Origin of the sequence: Nocardia pneumoniae NBRC 100136 (genome assembly GCF_000308755.1) — a bacterium.
GTDB lineage: Bacteria > Actinomycetota > Actinomycetes > Mycobacteriales > Mycobacteriaceae > Nocardia > Nocardia pneumoniae.
This window is the reverse complement of the sequence record NZ_BAGF01000058.1, coordinates 47,547-65,564: the sequence shown is the minus strand read 5'-3', so window position 1 is coordinate 65,564 and position 18,018 is coordinate 47,547. Positions and strand designations below refer to the sequence as shown.

The 18,018-nt window shown below is 68.8% G+C and carries 17 protein-coding genes; 11 read left to right on the top strand and 6 right to left on the bottom strand.

Going from position 1 to position 18,018, the window contains the following annotated elements; translation table 11 throughout:
• The first annotated feature begins 349 nt into the window (after nucleotides 1-349).
• Nucleotides 350-1,279, top strand: a complete 930-nt coding sequence (locus tag ON34_RS18685; RefSeq protein WP_083889537.1) for an IPT/TIG domain-containing protein — start codon at nucleotides 350-352, stop codon at nucleotides 1,277-1,279.
• Between the two features lie 22 nt (nucleotides 1,280-1,301).
• Here the strand turns inward: ON34_RS18685 and ON34_RS18680 are convergent, their stop codons facing one another.
• On the bottom strand, nucleotides 1,302-1,760 hold the full coding sequence (locus tag ON34_RS18680; RefSeq protein WP_051022826.1) for a MarR family winged helix-turn-helix transcriptional regulator: 459 nt from the start codon (nucleotides 1,758-1,760) through the stop codon (nucleotides 1,302-1,304).
• An 81-nt stretch (nucleotides 1,761-1,841) separates the two neighbouring features.
• Here ON34_RS18680 and ON34_RS18675 point away from each other — a divergent pair, with 81 nt between their 5' ends.
• Entirely contained in the window at nucleotides 1,842-2,216 is a 375-nt protein-coding gene (locus tag ON34_RS18675) for a cupin domain-containing protein (protein WP_040781179.1), read from the top strand.
• A gap of 177 nt (nucleotides 2,217-2,393) precedes the next feature.
• Here the strand turns inward: ON34_RS18675 and ON34_RS18670 are convergent, their stop codons facing one another.
• Nucleotides 2,394-3,251, bottom strand: a complete 858-nt coding sequence (locus ON34_RS18670) for a LysR family transcriptional regulator (RefSeq protein WP_040780925.1) — start codon at nucleotides 3,249-3,251, stop codon at nucleotides 2,394-2,396.
• Nucleotides 3,252-3,362: 111 nt separating this feature from the next.
• Between ON34_RS18670 and ON34_RS18665 the strand changes: the two genes are divergently transcribed.
• From ON34_RS18665 to ON34_RS18655, 3 genes are all read left to right on the top strand, one after another.
• Nucleotides 3,363-4,658, top strand: a complete 1,296-nt coding sequence (locus tag ON34_RS18665) for an NAD(P)/FAD-dependent oxidoreductase (protein WP_040780924.1) — start codon at nucleotides 3,363-3,365, stop codon at nucleotides 4,656-4,658.
• Nucleotides 4,659-5,043: 385 nt separating this feature from the next.
• A complete protein-coding gene (locus tag ON34_RS18660) occupies nucleotides 5,044-5,871 on the top strand; it encodes a GNAT family N-acetyltransferase (RefSeq protein WP_040781178.1) in 828 nt (275 codons plus the stop codon).
• The gene (locus ON34_RS18655; RefSeq protein WP_040780922.1) at nucleotides 5,868-6,902 is read left to right on the top strand and encodes a lysophospholipid acyltransferase family protein; all 1,035 of its coding nucleotides are present in this window, start codon (nucleotides 5,868-5,870) and stop codon (nucleotides 6,900-6,902) included. The genes ON34_RS18660 and ON34_RS18655 overlap by 4 nt, the downstream gene beginning before the upstream one ends.
• Before the next feature lie 62 nt (nucleotides 6,903-6,964).
• On the opposite strand, the gene ON34_RS18650 is transcribed toward ON34_RS18655, so the two are convergent.
• Together ON34_RS18650 and ON34_RS18645 are read right to left on the bottom strand one after the other, a co-directional pair.
• A complete protein-coding gene (locus ON34_RS18650; protein WP_040780920.1) occupies nucleotides 6,965-7,303 on the bottom strand; it encodes a hypothetical protein in 339 nt (112 codons plus the stop codon).
• A gap of 354 nt (nucleotides 7,304-7,657) precedes the next feature.
• Entirely contained in the window at nucleotides 7,658-8,884 is a 1,227-nt protein-coding gene (locus ON34_RS18645) for an erythromycin esterase family protein (protein ID WP_040780918.1), read from the bottom strand.
• A 322-nt stretch (nucleotides 8,885-9,206) separates the two neighbouring features.
• On the opposite strand from ON34_RS18645, the gene ON34_RS18640 reads away from it, so the two are divergent.
• The 6 genes from ON34_RS18640 (at nucleotide 9,207) to ON34_RS18615 (ending at nucleotide 16,797) form a co-directional block, all read left to right on the top strand.
• Nucleotides 9,207-10,433, top strand: coding sequence for a cysteine desulfurase family protein (locus tag ON34_RS18640; protein WP_040780917.1), 1,227 nt, complete (start codon nucleotides 9,207-9,209; stop codon nucleotides 10,431-10,433).
• Entirely contained in the window at nucleotides 10,433-11,548 is a 1,116-nt protein-coding gene (mnmA, locus tag ON34_RS18635; protein WP_040780916.1) for a tRNA 2-thiouridine(34) synthase MnmA, read from the top strand. The genes ON34_RS18640 and mnmA overlap by 1 nt, the downstream gene beginning before the upstream one ends.
• 180 nt (nucleotides 11,549-11,728) lie before the next feature.
• Entirely contained in the window at nucleotides 11,729-12,763 is a 1,035-nt protein-coding gene (locus ON34_RS18630; RefSeq protein ID WP_040781176.1) for a methionine synthase, read from the top strand.
• A gap of 122 nt (nucleotides 12,764-12,885) precedes the next feature.
• Nucleotides 12,886-15,000, top strand: a complete 2,115-nt coding sequence (gene ligA, locus ON34_RS18625) for an NAD-dependent DNA ligase LigA (protein ID WP_040781174.1) — start codon at nucleotides 12,886-12,888, stop codon at nucleotides 14,998-15,000.
• 70 nt (nucleotides 15,001-15,070) lie between these two features.
• Entirely contained in the window at nucleotides 15,071-15,766 is a 696-nt protein-coding gene (locus ON34_RS18620) for an SDR family NAD(P)-dependent oxidoreductase (RefSeq protein ID WP_040780913.1), read from the top strand.
• Entirely contained in the window at nucleotides 15,763-16,797 is a 1,035-nt protein-coding gene (locus tag ON34_RS18615) for an S-adenosylmethionine:tRNA ribosyltransferase-isomerase (RefSeq protein WP_040780911.1), read from the top strand. The genes ON34_RS18620 and ON34_RS18615 overlap by 4 nt, the downstream gene beginning before the upstream one ends.
• 1 nt (nucleotide 16,798) lies before the next feature.
• On the opposite strand, the gene ON34_RS18610 is transcribed toward ON34_RS18615, so the two are convergent.
• Nucleotides 16,799-17,125 carry a hypothetical protein gene (locus ON34_RS18610; protein WP_157172332.1) on the bottom strand — a complete coding sequence of 109 codons (327 nt, stop codon included), beginning with the start codon at nucleotides 17,123-17,125 and terminating at the stop codon, nucleotides 16,799-16,801.
• A 135-nt stretch (nucleotides 17,126-17,260) separates the two neighbouring features.
• Nucleotides 17,261-17,809 (bottom strand): Uma2 family endonuclease, encoded by a 549-nt coding sequence (locus tag ON34_RS18605; protein ID WP_040780906.1) that lies wholly within the window; start codon nucleotides 17,807-17,809, stop codon nucleotides 17,261-17,263.
• Nucleotides 17,810-18,018 lie beyond the last annotated feature (209 nt).

Below are 18,018 nucleotides of genomic sequence, written 5' to 3'. Positions count from 1 at the left end.
TTCGAAGCGATCTACCTGAACGGCACCTGGACATACTCGGGGTCCAGGGGGCGCCACAACAGCGCTCATAGTCGTTGGGGGGCAAGAGCATCGCGAAACGCTCGGCTGAGGTATCCCAGCCGAGCGTTTGCGTTAGCGGTCCCTCGACTCGAATTTCCCTGATCAGTCCGGTGCTTCGTGGCGGGATGCATTCGGATCCGGGTTCATCTGAAAACAGACGAAATCGGATCGAAAGACCCATTGCCCGGGTGCCGGTACAGGCGCGTTACTGAATGGAGCCGGGACCAAACGAGTTGGCCGACCTGGTGTAGCGGAACCCCATTTCCACCGCGGTGAAGGAGGCGGCACTATGCCTACCATTACTTCCCTGTCTGCGGCTCCGACTCTCGTCTCGGCGAGCCCGGGTTCGGGGCCGATCATCGGTGGAACCACGGTCACCCTGACCGGGACGAATCTGACCGGAGCTACGGCGGTCGAATTCGGCACCACTCCAGCGACCTCGTTCACGATCGACTCCGCGACGCAGATCACGGCTATCTCTCCTGCCGCAAAGGGAGTCGTGCTGGTCACGGTCACCACGCCGAGCGGGGTCAGTAACGGAGTCTCGTTCACGTATGTGGGCACGCCTCCGTCATCTGGGGTGAACTTCGGTCCGGGAACGTCGATCATGTCCGATGGCGGACTGCCCCGCGGAAGCTGGGGCACTGTCGGGGCGGTCGGATATGACCAACTCGGCAATCTGGTGGCTCTCACGGCCGGGCACATGATGACTCGGGACACCGGAACTCAGGAGGTATTCCTGACGGGCAATCCCGGACTGGGTCCGATCGGTTACTACGCTACGTGGACCACGAATTGGCCCGGGTTTCCGTCGATGCATTGCCCGGTTGATTCCTCCAAGGATTACGCGGTCATCAAGCTGGACGAAACGAAGATCAATCCGGTCAACAAGACACCGAACGGAACCGTGATCAGGAAGATCGGTGCGCGTCCTGTCCCGCTCAGGGACATCATCTGCAAGTACGGTCAGGTGTCCAGAAAGACATGCGGTCTCGTGATCGAGTACAAGAACAACGTCATCAGTTCGTGGGCCGCGATCATTCCGGGCGATAGCGGCGGCCCGGTGACCACGCGCAGCGGTCTGGTGGGAATCACCTCCGCGATCAATCCGCTCAATCCGTGGGCACCGTTCCAGTTCTCCGGTATTCATGGAATTCTCGACGACATCGCAGCGCAAGGACCGAGCACGATCGGAATCGGATTCACTCCGCTCCCGTGACCGCCCCGGACGACGCCGCAAGCTACCACGCCGAGGGCCGCACGCGGCCCGGGGTGACCACGCGGGCCAACATGTTTCGCAGATCGACGATGTCGGCACGGCTCAATGCCGCGGCCCAGCGTTGCGTGAATTCCGCCGCCGCGGCGTCCGCGGCGCGGGTGCAGGCCCAGCCGCGTTCGGTCAGCGTGATGAGCTTGGCTCGTGCGTCGTGCGGATGCGGGTTGCGCCGCGCATACCCTTTGCGCACCAACTCGTCCACGAGCTGACTCGCGGCCTGCTTGCTGACGCTGAGATGCTCGGCGATCTCGACCACCGTCGCGCCGTCGGGCGCCATCCGCGCGAAGGCGAATCCGTGCGATGGACGGACATCGGTGAATCCCGCCGTCACCACGCCGGTGTGGATGGCGTCGGTGACTTGCGCGGCCGCCGCGAGCAACAGCAGTGGCAGGTCCTGGGCGGGCGGCGGGACGGAAGCGGGCATGGATGCATCCTGACACTTGACAAAGTGGTCAATGTGCTTGACTATATTAGTCAAGAAGGTTGACTACATGAGGAGATGGAAATGCCGGTAGTCCGCGCCGCGGAGACCACCGTCCACGAGATGCACGACGCCCGCTTCACCCCGCTCATCCGTCCCGCCATCGGCAGCAAGGAGCTATGTGTGTGGCGGCTGGAGATCGCCGCCGGAACCATCGGTGTCGAACACCGCATCCTTCGCGAGGAGGCATTCGTACTCCTCGGTGGCGCAGTGACATTAACGGTCGACGGTGAATCATCGGCCCTGGAACCGGGGGATGCTGCCGTCGCCCCCGCCGAATCCGCCATCCGCCTGGACAATCCGGGGGAGGATCCCGCCACACTGATGGTGATCGCACCGGTCGGCTTCGCGGGCGAACTCGCGGACGGAACGCGCATCACCCCGCCGTGGGTGAGCTGAACCGGGCTTCTCCGCGGGAACGCCTCGTCTACCCCTCATCCCGAGCTGCGTGTGGCCCTGACTGGAGCGGTCAGGGCCAGCTCGTTCTGCTGACCGGGTGATTGTTCGGTCTCGAGAGTCACCGGCGCAGGTAGGGCGGCATGGCCCCGCGACGAACCGCCGCCCCAAAAGACCACCTCAGCAGCGGTGCAGCGCGGACAGCAGGGTGGTCAGGATCGGTGAACGCTTGGCGTCGGAACGCAGCACCGCCGAAACCGGGACGCGCAGCTTGTGCTCGGTGAGCGACAGCACCACCAGTCCCTCGGTGGTGCTCTCCGCGTAGAGCACCGTCCACGCCTCCGGCCGGTTGATCAGCTCCATCGTCGCGGTGTGGTCGGGCGGGATGGGCGGCCCGAAGGTCGGACCCGTGGGCAGCTCGGCGAACGCGTTGCGAATCACGGTGTGCAGCAGGACCTGTTCCTGTTCCGGCGGCAGCAGCAGCGGATACGAACTCAGATCGGACAGGGTCACCACGTCCCTGGTCGCCAGTGGATGCGCGCTGGAGGTGGCGATCACCAGATCCTCGACCCACAGCTGTTCCACCACGAGCCCCGGCTGGTCGACGCTGCCGCGAATCAGCGCGAGATCGCAGTCCCCGTCCGTGACGGCTGCGATGCGCTGGCGGAACGGCTTGATCACGAACTCGATTTCGGCTTCCGGGTGCGCGGCGCGCGCGCCCGCGATGGCCGACAGCGAGCGGGTGGCGAAGGACATGTTCGCGGCCAACCGGATTCGCGGCCCCACCGTGCGCACCGCGGCGCGAATCGCCGACTCCAAGCTCAGCATTTGCTTCGCCAGCGGAAGTAGCCGAGCGGTCGCGTCGGTGGGCACGACCGAGCGGGTCGAGCGTTCGAACAGTTGTACGCCGAGATCGCGCTCGAGCCGGGAGATCTGATGACTGATCGCCGACTGTGAGATGAAGCAGCGCGCGGCGGCGCCGCTGAAGCTCAGCTCCTCGCACACCGCGACGAAGTAGGTGAGCTGCCGAAGTTCCACAGCGCCTCCAATTAATTACGGATCAAGATAAGAGTCATCTAAATTATGCGCCCTGACACCTGAAATATCCGCCCTCCGGATCACGGTTCGTAATGAGAGAAGGAGGCTGTCATGCAGTACGTGGATGCGGGAATCGAAACCGCGGGTGTCGTCATTGTCGGATCGGGGTTCGGCGGGCTCGCCGCCGCCAAGCAGCTGGCCAAGTCGAGGGTGGACTTCGTGCTGATCTCCAGCACGCCCGAGCACTTGTTCCAGCCGCTGTTGTACCAGGTAGCGACCGGTGTGCTCACATCGGGCGAGATCGCGCCGCCGATCGCTGGCGTCCTGCGCCGCCACCGCGAGGCCGATGTGCGCCTCGGCACAGTGGTCGCCATCGACCCCGACCAGGCCATCGTCACCTACGAGACCAAAGAGGGCATGCGGCACCGGATCCGCTACGGCTCGCTGATCGCCGCCACCGGCGCGAGCCAGTCCTACTTCGGCCGGGACGATTTCGCCGAGAAGACCTTCTCGCTCAAGACCATCGACGACGCGCGCCGGTTGCGTGCGCAGATCGAACGCGTCTTCGCCGAAGCCGCGAAAGCCGACGAGCAGACCAGGCGCAGGCTGCTGAGCTTCGTCGTGGTCGGCGCGGGCGCCACCGGTGTCGAAGTGGCCGGTCAGCTGAAGGAGCTGGCCAAACGGCACTACCATCAGGAGATTTCGGTCACACTCGTCGAGGGCGCGGGCGAGGTGCTTCCCCCGTTCGGCGGCGGGCTGTCGGAATACGCGAAGAAGTCGTTGACCCGCAGCGGCGTCGACGTGCTGCTCGGCACGTTCGTCACCGATATCGAGCGCGGCAAGGTCACCGTCAAAGGCAAGGACGGGGTGGAGCACAGCATCGCGGCCGAGACCGTGGTCTGGTCGGCGGGTGTGCAGGCGGGCGGATTCGCGAAGATCCTGGCCGAGGCCACCGGCGTCGAGACCGACCGGGCGGGCCGCCTGCTGATCAATCCGGATCTCACCGTCGGCGGGTACGCGGACATCTACGCCATCGGCGACATGACCTCGCTCAACGGCTACCCCGGGCAGTCGCCGGTGGCCATGCAGGAGGGCAGGCACGCGGCCGACATCATCCGCCGCAAGAAGCAGCCCGGCACCCCGTTCAAGTACTGGGACAAGGGCAGCATGGCGGTGATCAGCCGGTTCAGCGCGGTGGTGAAACTCAACGAGCACATCACCTTCCGCGGCGTGATCGCCTGGGTCATGTGGCTCGCGGTGCACCTGCTGTACCTGGTCGGCTTCCGCAACCGCTTCGCCGCGGTCGCCTCGTGGTTGGTCGCGTTCGTCGGCACCGGACGCCCCGGCTTCGCCGAGGAGGAGGCGCCGTTGACGACGGTAGGCGCTCCAGAACGTTACGTGGCCTGAGCTGCGTTGATTTGCAGCGCCTGCGGCGCTGCGTGTTCGCGGCCCCCTCATGGCTCGCGCCTGAGCGACCGCCGCTTGCGCGTCGGCCACTCAGGCGCGAGCCGGGCCGCGAACGGGGAATGCTCGGTCTCGCTTCGCTCGAAAAACGGGGTTGGGCCGATGTGATCGTTTTCCGGTTCGGAACACGCGCGATTCGCCCCGCTGGCCGAAAACGGCGAATCGCGCGATGAGCCGCATGTCGGATGCGGTTGCGATGCGGATGGACGAACGCGATGGAACCGTTCGGTGAACGGTTGGTGTGACTGCCGTCTCGTTCACCGAACCGGCATCGACGCGACACTTCGAGGTTGCTGGGTCGCATTGTCGGACTGGCTTCATCATGGATATGACTATTTCGTCCGTGTTGACAGCCCCGGCTGGACCGTCGGGCTCCGGGGAGGAACGGTCGCGCTACTCGCTGGTGGTCTCCTCCGACCTCGAGCACCGGGTGGCCGCGCAGCGGCTGCGCTACGGCGTGTTCGCAGGCGAGCCGGGCTTCCAGATCCCGGATGACGGAACCGGACTCGACGCCGACCGTTTCGACGAGCACTGCGACCACATGCTGGTGCGGGACGACGCGAGCGGTGAGTTCGTCGGCTGCTACCGAATGCTGCCGCCGGACAGGGTCGCCGCCGCGGGCGGGTACTACACGGCGACGGAATTCGACCTGGCCCAACTGGATCCGGAGGGCATGCGGATCGTGGAGATGGGCCGCGCCTGCGTGGTGCCCGAGCACCGCAACGGATCGGTGCTCACCCTCATGTGGGCGGGCATCCTGCACTACATCCAGCTCACCGGCTACGACTGGGTGATGGGCTGCGTGTCGGTGCCGATGCAGGGAACCCCGGCCGACCCGCCCGGCGTGAACGTGCGCGGCGTGCGCGACATGTTGCTCGGCCGCCACGCCTCCGACCCGGAGCGCCGGGTGCATCCGTACAACCCGGTGGTCGTCGACGGCAAGACTCTCGACGACCTCACCCCGCCGTCACGCCCGAAGCTTCCGCCGCTGGTGCGCGGTTACCTCCGGCTGGGCGCGGAGATCTGCGGCGAGCCCGCGCACGACCCCGATTTCGCGGTCGCCGATTTCGTCGTGCTGCTCGGCTTGGAGACCATCAACACCCGCTACCTCAACCGATTACGGGATGCCGCGGCCACCTTCGACGGAGGACGGTGAGGACCGTGGTCTTCGACGCGCCGCCCGCCGTCTCCACCGCGCACGCGTGGATGCCTTCGAGCCCATGCGGTCCCGGCTGCCTCGACTCGATCGACAAGGTCGGCGCGGGACGGGTGGCCGCCCGGCTGGCCGGGGTCGCCGGACTACTGCTCAGCTACCCGGTCGCGCACGTGATGACGCCGCGTGGCAAACGTGAATCGATGCAGCGGGGGTACGCGCGGCTGCTGCTCGGCTGTCTCGGCATGCGATTGCGCGTCGTCGACAACCGGGCGGCCGCGGACGAGCACGGCGTCGCCGATGAGGGCGGCGCCGCGCTCGCGCCGGTTCGTTACGGCGTGCCCGGCCGCGGTGTGCTGATCGTCACCGGGCACATCGGCTGGACCGACATCGTCGCACTGGCCTCGGTGCAGCCGCTCGGTTTCGTCGCCCGCGCGGACATGCTGGACTGGCCGATGATCGGCAAGCTGGCGAAGCTGATGCGGGTCATCCCGATCGAGCGGGAACGCCTGCGGGAGTTGCCCGGCGTGGTGGCCGCGGTCGGCGCGCGGCTGGCCGCGGGCGAGCGGATCGGCGTCTTCCCGGAGGGCACCACGTGGTGTGGCCGCGCCTACGGCACGATGCGGCCCGCGCTGTTCCAAGCGGCGGTGGACGGGGGCGTCCCGGTGCAGCCGGTGCGTTTGCGGTATCTGGATCGGCACGGCGTGCCGTGCACGGTGCCCGGGTTCGTCGGCGTGGACACCGTCGCCTCGTCCGCGCGACGGGTCCTGCGGTCGCGCGGGATGATCGCCGAGGTGGTGCTCGAACCGGTGCAACAGCCCGGCTCGGACCGGCGTGAGCTGGCCCGGCGCTGCGAAGCGGCCGTGCGCGGCGCGGATCGATCACGCCACGGGGCGGTGGACGACACAATGTGGATCGAGGCGGGACACACCCGGGTCCAGGACCCATCCGTCACGGCGGACGGGCCGGAGGTACGCAGGCCGCGACGCCTCCCGTCGCTGCGCGGTCGCCGCGGCGCCGTTACGGCGCGGTAGGCGGCCCGGAGACCGGAGCGAGCCGAAACGGTCGGCCCGCTCCGTCAACGGTGGGACGGGCGTCAGAATCCGCTTCCGCTGGGCGGCCGGAAGTCGTTCCATCCCGGCCTGCCGTGGTGCCAGTCGTCGTGGCGGTGGCGTCCGCGGTTCCAGTCGTCGTGCCTGCCGTGGAACCAGTCGTCGTGGCGACCCCGGTTCCAGCTGTCGTGACCGTGCCGACCGTGGCCGTGGCCGGGGCGGCCGTGCGTCGCGTCGAGCTCGTCGGCGGGCTCGAGCACGATCGGGTCGGCCAGTGCGGGCACGGCGACGGCGGTGATCGGCATCAGGGCCAGCATCGACGCCGCGGCGCCGCGCGCCAGCACGCGTCGCGTCCGTCCGGGATGGCGGGTGCTTGGGTACATCGGAACTTCCTCTGTCGTTCGACGGATGACCGCTTGCTTCTCCCAGCTCGATAGCCGTTTTCGCATCTACCGGGCAGCGATCAATACGCCACCCAACGTACCGCTATATAACGGTTCATTCAATAGGTGTGGATGGACCATTTGTCCTGCGACACAGGCGCTTGCAGGTCGAGCCCTATGCGAGGGCCGTTGACAAGGTTGTGGTCGAGGACCCTGGCCGTGGCCCGGGTGGGACGTTGCGAATGCGCCCAGCGGCTGTGCCGGAGCGCCGGGATGGCGTGGCGACCACGAGGAGGTTGGACGCCTGGCTCGAGGGGCGATGGCGCGCATCGCGGCTCGTTGTCGGGCTGCCGGTCAGTGTGGGGGATGGAGCGGGTGTGTCGGGGTGATGGTGCGGATTCGCAGCAGGATGTCGAACCAATCGCCGAGTCCGGCGCCGCCGATGTAGTGGTCGGTGTCGTGATCCGGATCGTAGGTGCCGATGATGAGCCGCAGGCGGCTCGGCCGGTGCAGCCAGCGGTGTACCGCGCCTGCGAGTGGCGTGCGCAGGTCCAGTAGGTAACCGGTGTGTTCGGGGAGGTCGAGCACGGAGTCGGCGAATTCCGCGGAGGGCGTCGGGGCGGTGAGGTTCGCGCGCAGTTCGCCTGCGTGGAAGGCGATCGCTATCGAGAGATAGCCGGTGCCGAACCTCGAGCGCAGCAGGAATCCCGTGGTGGGGAAGTGCTGGGACATCGCGGCGAGCTCGAGCCGCTCCGCGACCGCGGTGTTGGATGCCCCTTCCCAGTACACGATGCGGTGGCCGGTGTTCCGGTGCCAGTCGGCGATACGGTCGGCGGCGTCCGCGGCTTCGGCGGCGAAGTCGCGGCGGCCCGAGGCGGTGCTGAATTCGTGATATCGCACGATCAGTCGCGCCGCGTCCGTCACCGCGGCGTCCGCGCCGCGCAGCGACCGGACCAGTGTCAGCGCGTCTCGGGCGTGGTCGACGAAGGGGCGTCCGGGATGGGTGCCGTTGGCCCGCTGGACGTGCTCACCCAGCTGGTGAGCGGTGATGATCGGCGCGTAGTGCGCGGTGAGCTCGTCGAGCCGCTCCGGTGCGACGGCGGCGACGAACTCCGTTACCCGCGCATAGTGCGAGGGCTTGGCGGCTTCCGGTGTCAACCCGAACAACCGCAGCGGGTCATCCGGGTGTGCGCGGTTGAACTCGCGTGCCCATTCCAGCACCGCCAGGGTCTCGCTGGTGCGCCATGGCACCCAGGCATCCCGCAGCAGTGCCCGCGGATCACCGTTGCCGGTGCGGATGTAGTCGTCCATCGCCGTGACGACGGTCTCGTCGTCCAGCAGCGCAAGTGCGCGAAATCCCTTCCGCTCCACCAGTACTCGGAGCACGCGGTGGGCCATCTGGGACAGCTCGTGTCCCGCGCGGGTGGTCGTGCCGACCCCGGCGACGACTACGCCGTTCGCCTGATCGGCCAGTGCGTCGAGGTCGGTCGTCGGTGCGTCCACGTCGGTGCCGTCCAGCGGATGGGCGGTATCGCGGATCCATTGGGTGACCTCGATGGTGTCTGTTCCTGGCCGGGCCATGGTGCCGTCCTCCAGTGCGTGGTGATCGCGCCGCGCGGGGCGCGGGAAAAGGGAATTACTTTGCTAACAAATCAATTTTGATAGCAAAGGTAATTCGAGGTATTGCCGATGTCAACGACGAGGGGTTCCACGATCCCCGCGGACCGGATAGCCGGTCCGGTCCATGCATGCCGCCCACTCGGTCGGCCGCGCCGTCGCGATCGACGGTCGGCCCTCGGGAATACCGGAAGGTAGTCAGCGGGTTGCGAATCGTGGGTAAATCGAAGCGGGCTGGAGGACGGCCAAAGGTGCGCAGGTCAGGGTGGGATAGGCTTTATCGGTCATGAAGTCGGCTTTTTCGGGTCCGGTCAACGGTGCGGCGCCCCAGACGGTCTACCTCGATCACGCGGCCACCACACCGATGCTGCCCGCGGCCATCGAGGCGATGACGGCTGCCCTGCACACCACGGGCAACGCGTCGTCGCTGCACGGCTCGGGCCGCGCCGCCCGCAGGGTGCTGGAAGAGGCGCGCGAGTCGATCGCCGCCGATCTGGGCGCCCGGCCTTCGGAGGTCATCTTCACCTCCGGCGGCACCGAGAGCGACAACCTGGCGGTCAAGGGCATCTTCTGGGCGCGCCGCGCCGAGTCCGGCCGCAACCGGATCATCGCCAGCGGGATCGAGCACCACGCGGTGATCGACGCCGTGGAGTGGTTGCGGCAGCACGAGGGCGCGGAGGTCACCTGGCTCCCGGTGGACGCCGAGGGCATGGTCGCGCCCGGTGTGCTGCGAGCCGCGCTCGCCGAGAACCCGGACGACGTGGCGCTGGTCACCATCATGTGGGCGAACAACGAGGTCGGCGCCATCCAGCCGATCGGCGAACTCGCCGCCGTCGCCCAGGAATTCGGGGTGCCCATGCACAGCGACGCGGTGCAGGCGGCCGCCCAGCTGCCGATTGATTTCGGCGCCAGCGGCTTGTCCGCGGCGAGCTTCGCCGGGCACAAGGTCGGCGGCCCGCATGGCGTGGGCGTGCTGCTGCTGGGCAGGAATGTGCCGTGCGTGCCGCTGCTGCACGGCGGCGGACACGAGCGCGACCTGCGCTCCGGGACCTCGGACACCGCCGCTGCCGTCGGCCTGGCCGCCGCGCTGCGCCAGACGGCGGTCGAATTGCCCGCGCGCACAGCGGAATTGGTCGCGCTGCGGGACGCGCTGATCGAGGGTGTCCGCGCGGCGGCCCCGGACATGGTGCTCAACGGACCTCTCGGCGAACGGCGCCTGCCCGGCAACGTGCACGTCACTTTCCCCGGCTGCGAAGGGGATTCACTGCTGATGCTGCTGGACGCGGCCGGGATCGAATGCTCGACCGGTTCGGCGTGCAACGCGGGTGTGGCCGAGCCGAGCCACGTGCTGATCGCCATGGGCGTCGAGCCGTGGCAGGCGCGCGGGTCGCTGCGCTTCTCGCTGGGGCACACCTCGACCCGCGCCGACGTCGACGCGTTGCTGGAAGTACTGCCGCAGGTGGTGGAACGGGCCAAGGCCGCGGGTCTGGCCGGTGCGAAAGGAGGTGTCTGATGCGGGTACTCGCCGCGATGAGCGGTGGTGTGGATTCGGCCGTGGCGGCGGCGCGTGCCGTCGACGCCGGTCACGAGGTGGTCGGCGTGCATCTGGCGCTGTCGGCGACACCGGGCACGCTGCGCACAGGGGCGCGCGGCTGCTGCTCGAAGGAGGACGCCGGTGACGCCAGGCGCGCCGCCGACGTGCTCGGCATCCCCTTCTACGTCTGGGATTTCGCCGACCGCTTCAAGGAAGACGTGATCGACGATTTCGTGGCCGCCTACGCGGCGGGCGAGACGCCGAATCCGTGCCTGCGCTGCAACGAGAAGATCAAGTTCTCCGCGCTGGCCGACCGTGCGGTGGCGCTCGGCTTCGACGCGGTGGTCACCGGCCATTACGCGCGTCTGGACAACGGCGTGCTGCGCCGCGCCGTCGATGCCGACAAGGACCAGTCCTACGTGTTGGCGGTGCTGACCGCGCAGCAGCTCTCCCGCGCGATGTTCCCCGTGGGCGACACCCCCAAGCCGCAGATCCGCGCCGAGGCCGCCGAACGCGGGCTCGCCGTCGCGAACAAGCCGGACAGCCACGACATCTGCTTCATCCCGTCCGGCGACACCCGCGCCTTCCTCGGCGCGAAGATCGGCGTCCGGCCCGGTGCGGTCGTCGACGCCGACGGTCAGGTGCTCGGGCGGCACGAGGGCGTGCACGGGTTCACCATCGGGCAGCGCAAGGGCCTCGGTCTGCCGGGCCCCGCGGCCGACGGCAAGCCGCGGTACGTGACCGGCATCGATCCCGATTCCGGCACGGTCCGCGTCGGTTCGGCCGATGACCTGCGCGTCTGGACGGTCGAGGCGGAGCGCGCCATCTGGACCTCGGGCTCGGCGCCCGCGGGCCCGATCGACTGCGTGGCGCAGGTGCGCGCGCACGGCGGCACCGCGCCCGCGGTGGCCGAGGCGGTGGGCGACGGCTTGGTGGTGCGGCTGCGTGAGCCGCTGACCGGTGTCGCACGCGGCCAGGCCGTGGTGCTCTACCGTCCCGATCCGGCGGGCGACGAGGTGATCGGCAGCGGGACCATCTCCGCGACGGCGCGCGAGCGAGTCACGAGCGAAGCGGGGTCCGAGGCGGCGCGGTGATCGTGACCCGGCCGCTGTTGTCGTTCGGCCTGCTGCGGGTGCGGTGACGACGAACGGGGAGGCCGGTGGCGCCGCTGAAGTCGGCGGAGTCCGGTAATGGCGGAATCGAACGGACGGAGTACGGCAGCGGTGCACGAGACCGGCAGGGATGACGTGGCGCGAGACGGCGAGACGGACGTGGTGACCGAGCCCCTGCGCATACGGGGCGGAATCGCGACCGGAGTCGGGTCCTGGCCGGGTACCGATCCGCGGGAAGCCGCCGCCACCATCGTCGGCGAACTCGGCGAGCTGCCGCACCTGGTCGAGCTGCCGAATCGCGGCGCGGGCGCCGATCTGATCGGGCGCGCCTCCGCGCTGCTGGTGGATTTGCGTTTCGACACCACGCCCCGCGGTTACCGGCTCGCGCCGCGCCCGGGAGCCGTGTCGCGGCGGGCCCACGACCTCCTGCGCACCGATCTGGACGCGCTCGAGGAAGCCTGGGAGAACGCCGGTTCGTCCGGCCGCGGCCGCGTCGTCAAGGTGCAGGCCGCGGGCCCACTGACCTTGGCCGCCCAAGTGGAGCTGCCCGGCGGCCATCGTGTGCTCACCGATCCGGGCGCGGTGCGGGATCTGTCCGAGTCGTTGGCCGAGGGGCTCGCCCAGCATGTCGCGGAGGTGGGCAAGCGGCTCGGCGCGCAGGTCGTCCTGCAGCTGGACGAACCATCCTCGACCGCGGTGCTCGACGGCTCACTGCCGGGTGTGAGCGTGCTGAACACCGTGCGCGCCCTGCCCGAGCCGGAAGCGCTGGCCGTGCTGGACACCGTGATCACCGGCCAGTCCGCCCCGGTGCTCGTGCACACCTGCGCCGAGCCGCCGGCGCTCGGCCTGCTGCGCCGCAGCGCCGCCGCCGCGATCGGCTTCGACCTGAACGCGATCGGCACCCGCGAACTCGACGAAGTCGGGGAAACCCTCGAAGCCGGTAAGCAGTTGGTGCTCGGCGTCGTTCCGACTCGCGTACCGGCCACCCGCGTGACCTGGCGCGATTACGCCGAGCCCGGTGTCCGGCTGATCGACCGGCTCGGCTTCGCCCGTAGCACGCTGGCACAGCGGGTCGCGGTCAGTCCCGCCTGCGGTCTGGCGGGCGGTTCGCTGGAGTGGAGCCGCCGCGCGCTTCGTCTCGTCAGCGAGGTCGCGCGAGCGTATGCCGAGGAGCCGGAAGAGCTGTCGTTCTCCTGAGAACCAGCGACTCGGCCACGGCAGGCCATGGAAACGAACCGTTCGGATTTCCTGCTGGCCAGGGCGGGGACGTGCGGGAACACGGCGGTGTCCTGTCGGTGGGCTCGGCTAATGTGCGATGGGTGAGTGACAGCGAGAGTGCGGCGCCCCCGGCGACGCCGGAGCAGCGGGTGGAGTGGCAGCGGCTCGCGGACGAGGTGCGCGAGCACCAGTTCCGCTACTACGTGAAGGATGCGCCGGTCATCTCCGACGGCGAGTTCGACGCGCTGCTGCGGCGGCTGCAGGCCATGGAGGACGAGCACCCCGACCTGCGCGTGCCCGATTCGCCGACGCAGATCGTCGGTGGCGGATTCGCCACCGATTTCGCCGCGGTGGACCACCTCGAGCGGATGCTGTCGCTGGACAACGTGTTCGATCTCGACGCGCTGCGCGCCTGGGCCGCCCGGGTGGAGGCGGAGACCGGGCCGAATCTGCACTACCTCTGCGAGGTCAAGATCGACGGCGTCGCGTTGAACCTCGTCTACCAGAACGGGCGCCTGGTCCGCGGCGCCACCCGCGGCGACGGGCGCACCGGCGAAGATGTGACGCTGAACGCCCGCACCATCGACGACATCCCCGGCGAGCTGACGCCCAGCGACGAGTTCCCCATCCCGGAGCTGCTGGAGGTCCGTGGCGAGGTCTATTTCCGGCTGGAGGATTTCGAGACGCTCAACGCCGCCATCGTGGCCGAGGGCAAGCCGCCGTACGCCAACCCGCGCAACACCGCCGCCGGTTCGCTGCGGCAGAAGGACCCGTCGGTCACCGCGCGGCGCGGGCTGCGGATGATCTGCCACGGCTTCGGCCGCATGGAGGGCTACACGCCGACCTCGCAATACGACGCCTACCGCGCGCTCGCCACGTGGGGCCTGCCGGTCTCCGAGCACACCAGGCGGGTGCAGGGCATCGACGCGGTGATCGAACGGGTCGCCCACTGGGGCGAGCACCGGCATGATATCGAGCACGAGATCGATGGCCAGGTGATCAAGGTCGACGAGACCGCGTTGCAGCGCCGTCTCGGCTCCACCTCGCGTGCTCCGCGCTGGGCGATCGCCTACAAATATCCGCCCGAAGAGGCGACGACCAAGCTGCTGGACATCAAGGTGAACGTCGGCCGCACCGGCCGGGTGACGCCGTTCGCGGTGATGGAACCGGTGTCCGTCGCGGGATCCACGGTCGCGATGGCCACCCTGCACAATGCCGCCGAGGTCAAGCGCAAGGGCGTGTTGATCGGTGACACGGTGACCATCCGCAAGGCGGGCGATGTGATCCCCGAAGTGCTCGGCCCGGTGGTGGACGCGCGCCCCGAGGACGCACGCGAGTTCGTCATGCCGACGCACTGCCCCGAATGCGGCACCGAACTGCGGCCCGAGAAGGAGGGCGACGCCGACATCCGCTGCCCGAACCAGCAGTACTGCCCGGCGCAGTTGCGTGAACGCGTCTACCACGTGGCGGGCCGCGGCGCCTTCGACATCGAGGCGCTCGGTTACGAGGGCGCGATCGATCTGCTGAAATCCGGCGCGATCACCGACGAGGGCGACCTGTTCGATCTGGACGAGGCGAAATTGCTCACCACATCGCTGTACGCCAACAAGAACGGCAGCCTGTCCGCCAACGGCAAACGCCTGCTGGAGAATTTGGCCGCCGCCAAGAACCGGCCGCTGTGGCGGGTTCTGGTCGGTCTATCGATCCGGCATGTCGGTCCCACCGCGGCGCGTGCGCTGGCCGCCGAGTTCGGCAGCCTGGATCGCATCCAGCAGGCTTCGGTCGAGGAGCTCGCCGCCGCCGACGGTGTCGGCCCGACCATCGCGGCGGCGCTGTCGGAATGGTTCACCGTCGACTGGCATCGCGCGGTCGTGGCGAAGTGGCGCGCCGCGGGCGTGCGGATGGAGGACGAGCGCGACGAGTCCATCGAACGCACGCTTGAGGGCCTGTCCATCGTGGTGACCGGCTCGCTGCAGGGCTTCACCCGTGACGGCGCGAAGGAAGCGATCCTGCTGCGCGGCGGCAAGGCCGCGGGCTCGGTGTCGAAGAAGACCGCGTTCGTGGTGGTCGGCGACGCGCCGGGATCCAAGGCCGCCAAGGCGGAGGAACTCGGGGTGCCGATCCTCGACGAGGACGGGTTCCGGCGGCTGCTGGAGGGCGGCCCCGAGGCGGTGACGCCGGAGACGGCCGCGGAAGACGCCGCCGCCGAGGAGTGACCGGCGCTTGACCTGAAGGTAACTCGAGGTATGAGGATCGACCGGTAGGACGAACTACCAGGAGGTCATCATGTCTCGTCCGACCGCTCTGATCACCGGCTCATCGGCCGGATTCGGCTCGGCGCTCGCGCGGGCGCTGATCGGGCAGGGATGGCGAGTGCTCGGCACCGCGCGTCGCGCCGACCGGTTGGCGACCGTGGCCGCCGAGCTGGGACCGGCGTTCGTCGCGGTCCCCGGCGACGTCACCGACCCGGTCCATCGTGCGCGGCTGGCCGACACGGCCCGCGGCGCGAGTGGACTCGCTCTGGTGGTGAACAACGCCAGCAGGCTGGGGCCGAGTCCGCTGCCGCGCCTCGCGGACTACCCGCTCGACGAGCTCGAGCGCGTGTTCCGCACGAATGTCGTCGCGCCGCTGGCGATCCTGCAGTTCGCGCTGCCGCTGCTGAGCCCCGGCGGCAGCGTGGTGAACATCAGCTCCGACGCGGCGGTGGAGCCCTACCCTGAATGGGGCGGATACGGTTCGTCGAAGGCCGCGCTCGATCAACTCACGGCCATCCTGGCCGCGGAGCATCCGGAGCTGTCGATCTACGCGTTCGATCCCGGCGATATGCGCACCGAGATGCATCAGGCGGCGTTCCCCGGCGTCGACATCTCGGATCGGCCGCAACCGGAGACGGTGGTCCCCGCTCTGCTGCGGCTGCTGGCGGACAAACCCAAGAGCGGGCGTTACGCGGCAGCGGATTTCCGGGTCGGGCGGGTGTCATGACGGTGCAGGCCGACCGGCCGTCTTTCGTCCTGCGCCCGGAGCGCGACGCCGCCGCCCCGCCCGAGGCGCGGGGCCTGGCGCGGGACGAGGTCCGGCTGCTCGTCGCCGACTCCGGGCTGACCCACGCCCGGTTCCGGGAACTGCCGGATCACTTGCGGCCGGGCGACCTGGTGGTGGTGAACAATTCGGCCACCATGTCCGCCGCGGTCGACGCCACGCTGGACGGCGAGCCGGTCGTGCTCCACTTCTCCACCTGGCTGGACGACGGCCGCTGGGTAGTGGAGGTGCGCACCACACAGCGCACTCCCTATCCGTCGGAGGGACTCGCGCCAGGGGTCCTGCTGCGACTTCCAGATGCCGCGGCAACCCTGTGCGCGCCGTGGTTGCCCGGAGCGCGACGGCTCTGGATCACGGAAGTCACCACCGATGTTCCCCGGTTGCTGGCCGCGCACGGGCGTCCGATCACGTATTCGTATGTGCCCCAGCGGTGGTCGGCGTCCTACTACTCGACGGTGTTCGGCAGGGTGCCGGGCAGCGCGGAAATGCCCAGTGCGGCACGTCCGTTCACCGAGCGTCTGGTGCTGGACCTGATCGCCGCGGGCGTCGCGCTCACGCCGGTCACCCTGCACACGGGCGTTTCCTCACCGGAGTCCGGGGAGCCGCCGAGCCCGGAACGGTTCGTCGTCCCCGCCGCGACGGCGAGACTGGTGAACGCCACCACAGCCGCGGGTGGACGCATTATCGCGGTGGGTACGACGGTGACGCGCGCGCTGGAGACCGCCGCCGACCCATCCGGGCTGGTGCACGCGGCCGACGGTTGGACCGAGCTCGTACTAGGGGCGGACCGCCCGGCTCGGGTGGTCGACGGACTGATCACCGGATGGCACGCTCCCGGCGCGTCACACCTGGATCTACTGGTCGCCGTGGCGGGCGAGCAAACCGTAGCCTCCGCCTACGACGTCGCGGTGGCCACCGGCTATCTGTGGCACGAGTTCGGCGACAGCGCTTTGCTGTTCGGCGCGGGCAGGTAGCTCAGCTGACCGTCACTGTGGCGCCGAGCTGGCCCGCGATGTCGAACCGTCCGCAGCGGCCGCTGCTCAGCTCGAGCTTCTGGGTGATCAGCTTCCCACGGCGATTCTTGAACGTGGCCTCGGCGGTCACATCGGCGGTCGCCGTCGAGCACACCTTCGACACCACGCCGGGCGGGTCGTAGCTGACCGTCCCGCCACCCTGGCAGGTGTTGGTGCTGTCGGCCAGGAACACGCGCGCGGTGCCCTCCGGACACGGCGCGTCGGCCACCGCGTCCGGCGCCACGACCAGCGTGCCCAGCGCGAGCGCGGCCACGACGGAGCTTCCCACCACAAGACGACGAACCGTCGGTCCCATCGATACCCTCATCCCATCGAACAACTTCGGCAGTACGCCGCGCGATGACCGCAGCGTGCAGGCATGCTAACCCGCTATCACGGCAGTTGTCCTGGCGATAGGTGCCCGCTACGGGGAGGACAACAGCTCGTCCACGGCAAGCTCGGTGCCCGCGTAGTGCACCGGGATGCGGTCGCCGGGACGATACTCCTTGCGCGTTCGGTATCCGGTGGCTGTCGGTTCGGTGTGCTCGTAGATCACCGTCTTGGTGACCACCCAGTAGGCCGAGTATCCAGCGCGGCCATAAAGCTTCGCCTTGACGCTGAGGTCTTGCATCACCGTCTCGTCGGAGATTTCGATGACCAGCAGTACGTCGGACGGATCCCACACGGCGATCTTCGAACCGATCGAATCGACTTGATCCGCGTCGGCGCGCAGAACCCAGCAATCAGGATCCGGCAGGGACTGGGCCGTAGGTAACGTCTCACCGGTCACCTCGACACCGTCGGTCGGAAGTTTTCGCGCGATGCGGAACACTGCCCGGCCGTGCCAAGACCCGATTACCACGGGCCATACCTCCCCCTCGACGAGTTCTACGCGATGGTCGAACGCGCCCGCCTCCCACGCGCGCAGGAACTCGCTGCGCGTCCAGCGGTAGGCGATCGAAGCCCCGGTCATGCGGTTCAGGGTACCGCGCCGCCGTGCGCCGAGCTATCGATCGCAGGCTTGTCCCGCGGAGGTTGCGGCCATGATCAGGTCTGCTGATCCAGGGCCTGTCCGCGCGTCGGGAACGGGTGTGTGGTTGGCACGCGTGTATTCGACGAGTCGTGCTCACCGGCGGATCGCGGACACGACCGGCCTGGTGTCGCCGGGTTGGGGCGCAGACG

What these genes read in the sequence shown, in the direction of transcription:
- ON34_RS18605 (WP_040780906.1), bottom strand. Translation starts at nt 17,809, where the DNA reads ATGACCGGGGCTTCGATCGCCTACCGCTGGACGCGCAGCGAGTTCCTG.
- ON34_RS18615 (WP_040780911.1), top strand. Translation starts at nt 15,763, where the DNA reads ATGACGGTGCAGGCCGACCGGCCGTCTTTCGTCCTGCGCCCGGAGCGC.
- ON34_RS18640 (WP_040780917.1), top strand. Translation starts at nt 9,207, where the DNA reads ATGAAGTCGGCTTTTTCGGGTCCGGTCAACGGTGCGGCGCCCCAGACG.
- ON34_RS18660 (WP_040781178.1), top strand. Translation starts at nt 5,044, where the DNA reads ATGACTATTTCGTCCGTGTTGACAGCCCCGGCTGGACCGTCGGGCTCC.
- mnmA (WP_040780916.1), top strand. Translation starts at nt 10,433, where the DNA reads ATGCGGGTACTCGCCGCGATGAGCGGTGGTGTGGATTCGGCCGTGGCG.
- ON34_RS18675 (WP_040781179.1), top strand. Translation starts at nt 1,842, where the DNA reads ATGCCGGTAGTCCGCGCCGCGGAGACCACCGTCCACGAGATGCACGAC.
- ON34_RS18665 (WP_040780924.1), top strand. Translation starts at nt 3,363, where the DNA reads ATGCAGTACGTGGATGCGGGAATCGAAACCGCGGGTGTCGTCATTGTC.
- ON34_RS18685 (WP_083889537.1), top strand. Translation starts at nt 350, where the DNA reads ATGCCTACCATTACTTCCCTGTCTGCGGCTCCGACTCTCGTCTCGGCG.
- ON34_RS18650 (WP_040780920.1), bottom strand. Translation starts at nt 7,303, where the DNA reads ATGTACCCAAGCACCCGCCATCCCGGACGGACGCGACGCGTGCTGGCG.
- ON34_RS18645 (WP_040780918.1), bottom strand. Translation starts at nt 8,884, where the DNA reads ATGGCCCGGCCAGGAACAGACACCATCGAGGTCACCCAATGGATCCGC.
- ON34_RS18680 (WP_051022826.1), bottom strand. Translation starts at nt 1,760, where the DNA reads ATGCCCGCTTCCGTCCCGCCGCCCGCCCAGGACCTGCCACTGCTGTTG.
- ON34_RS18620 (WP_040780913.1), top strand. Translation starts at nt 15,071, where the DNA reads ATGTCTCGTCCGACCGCTCTGATCACCGGCTCATCGGCCGGATTCGGC.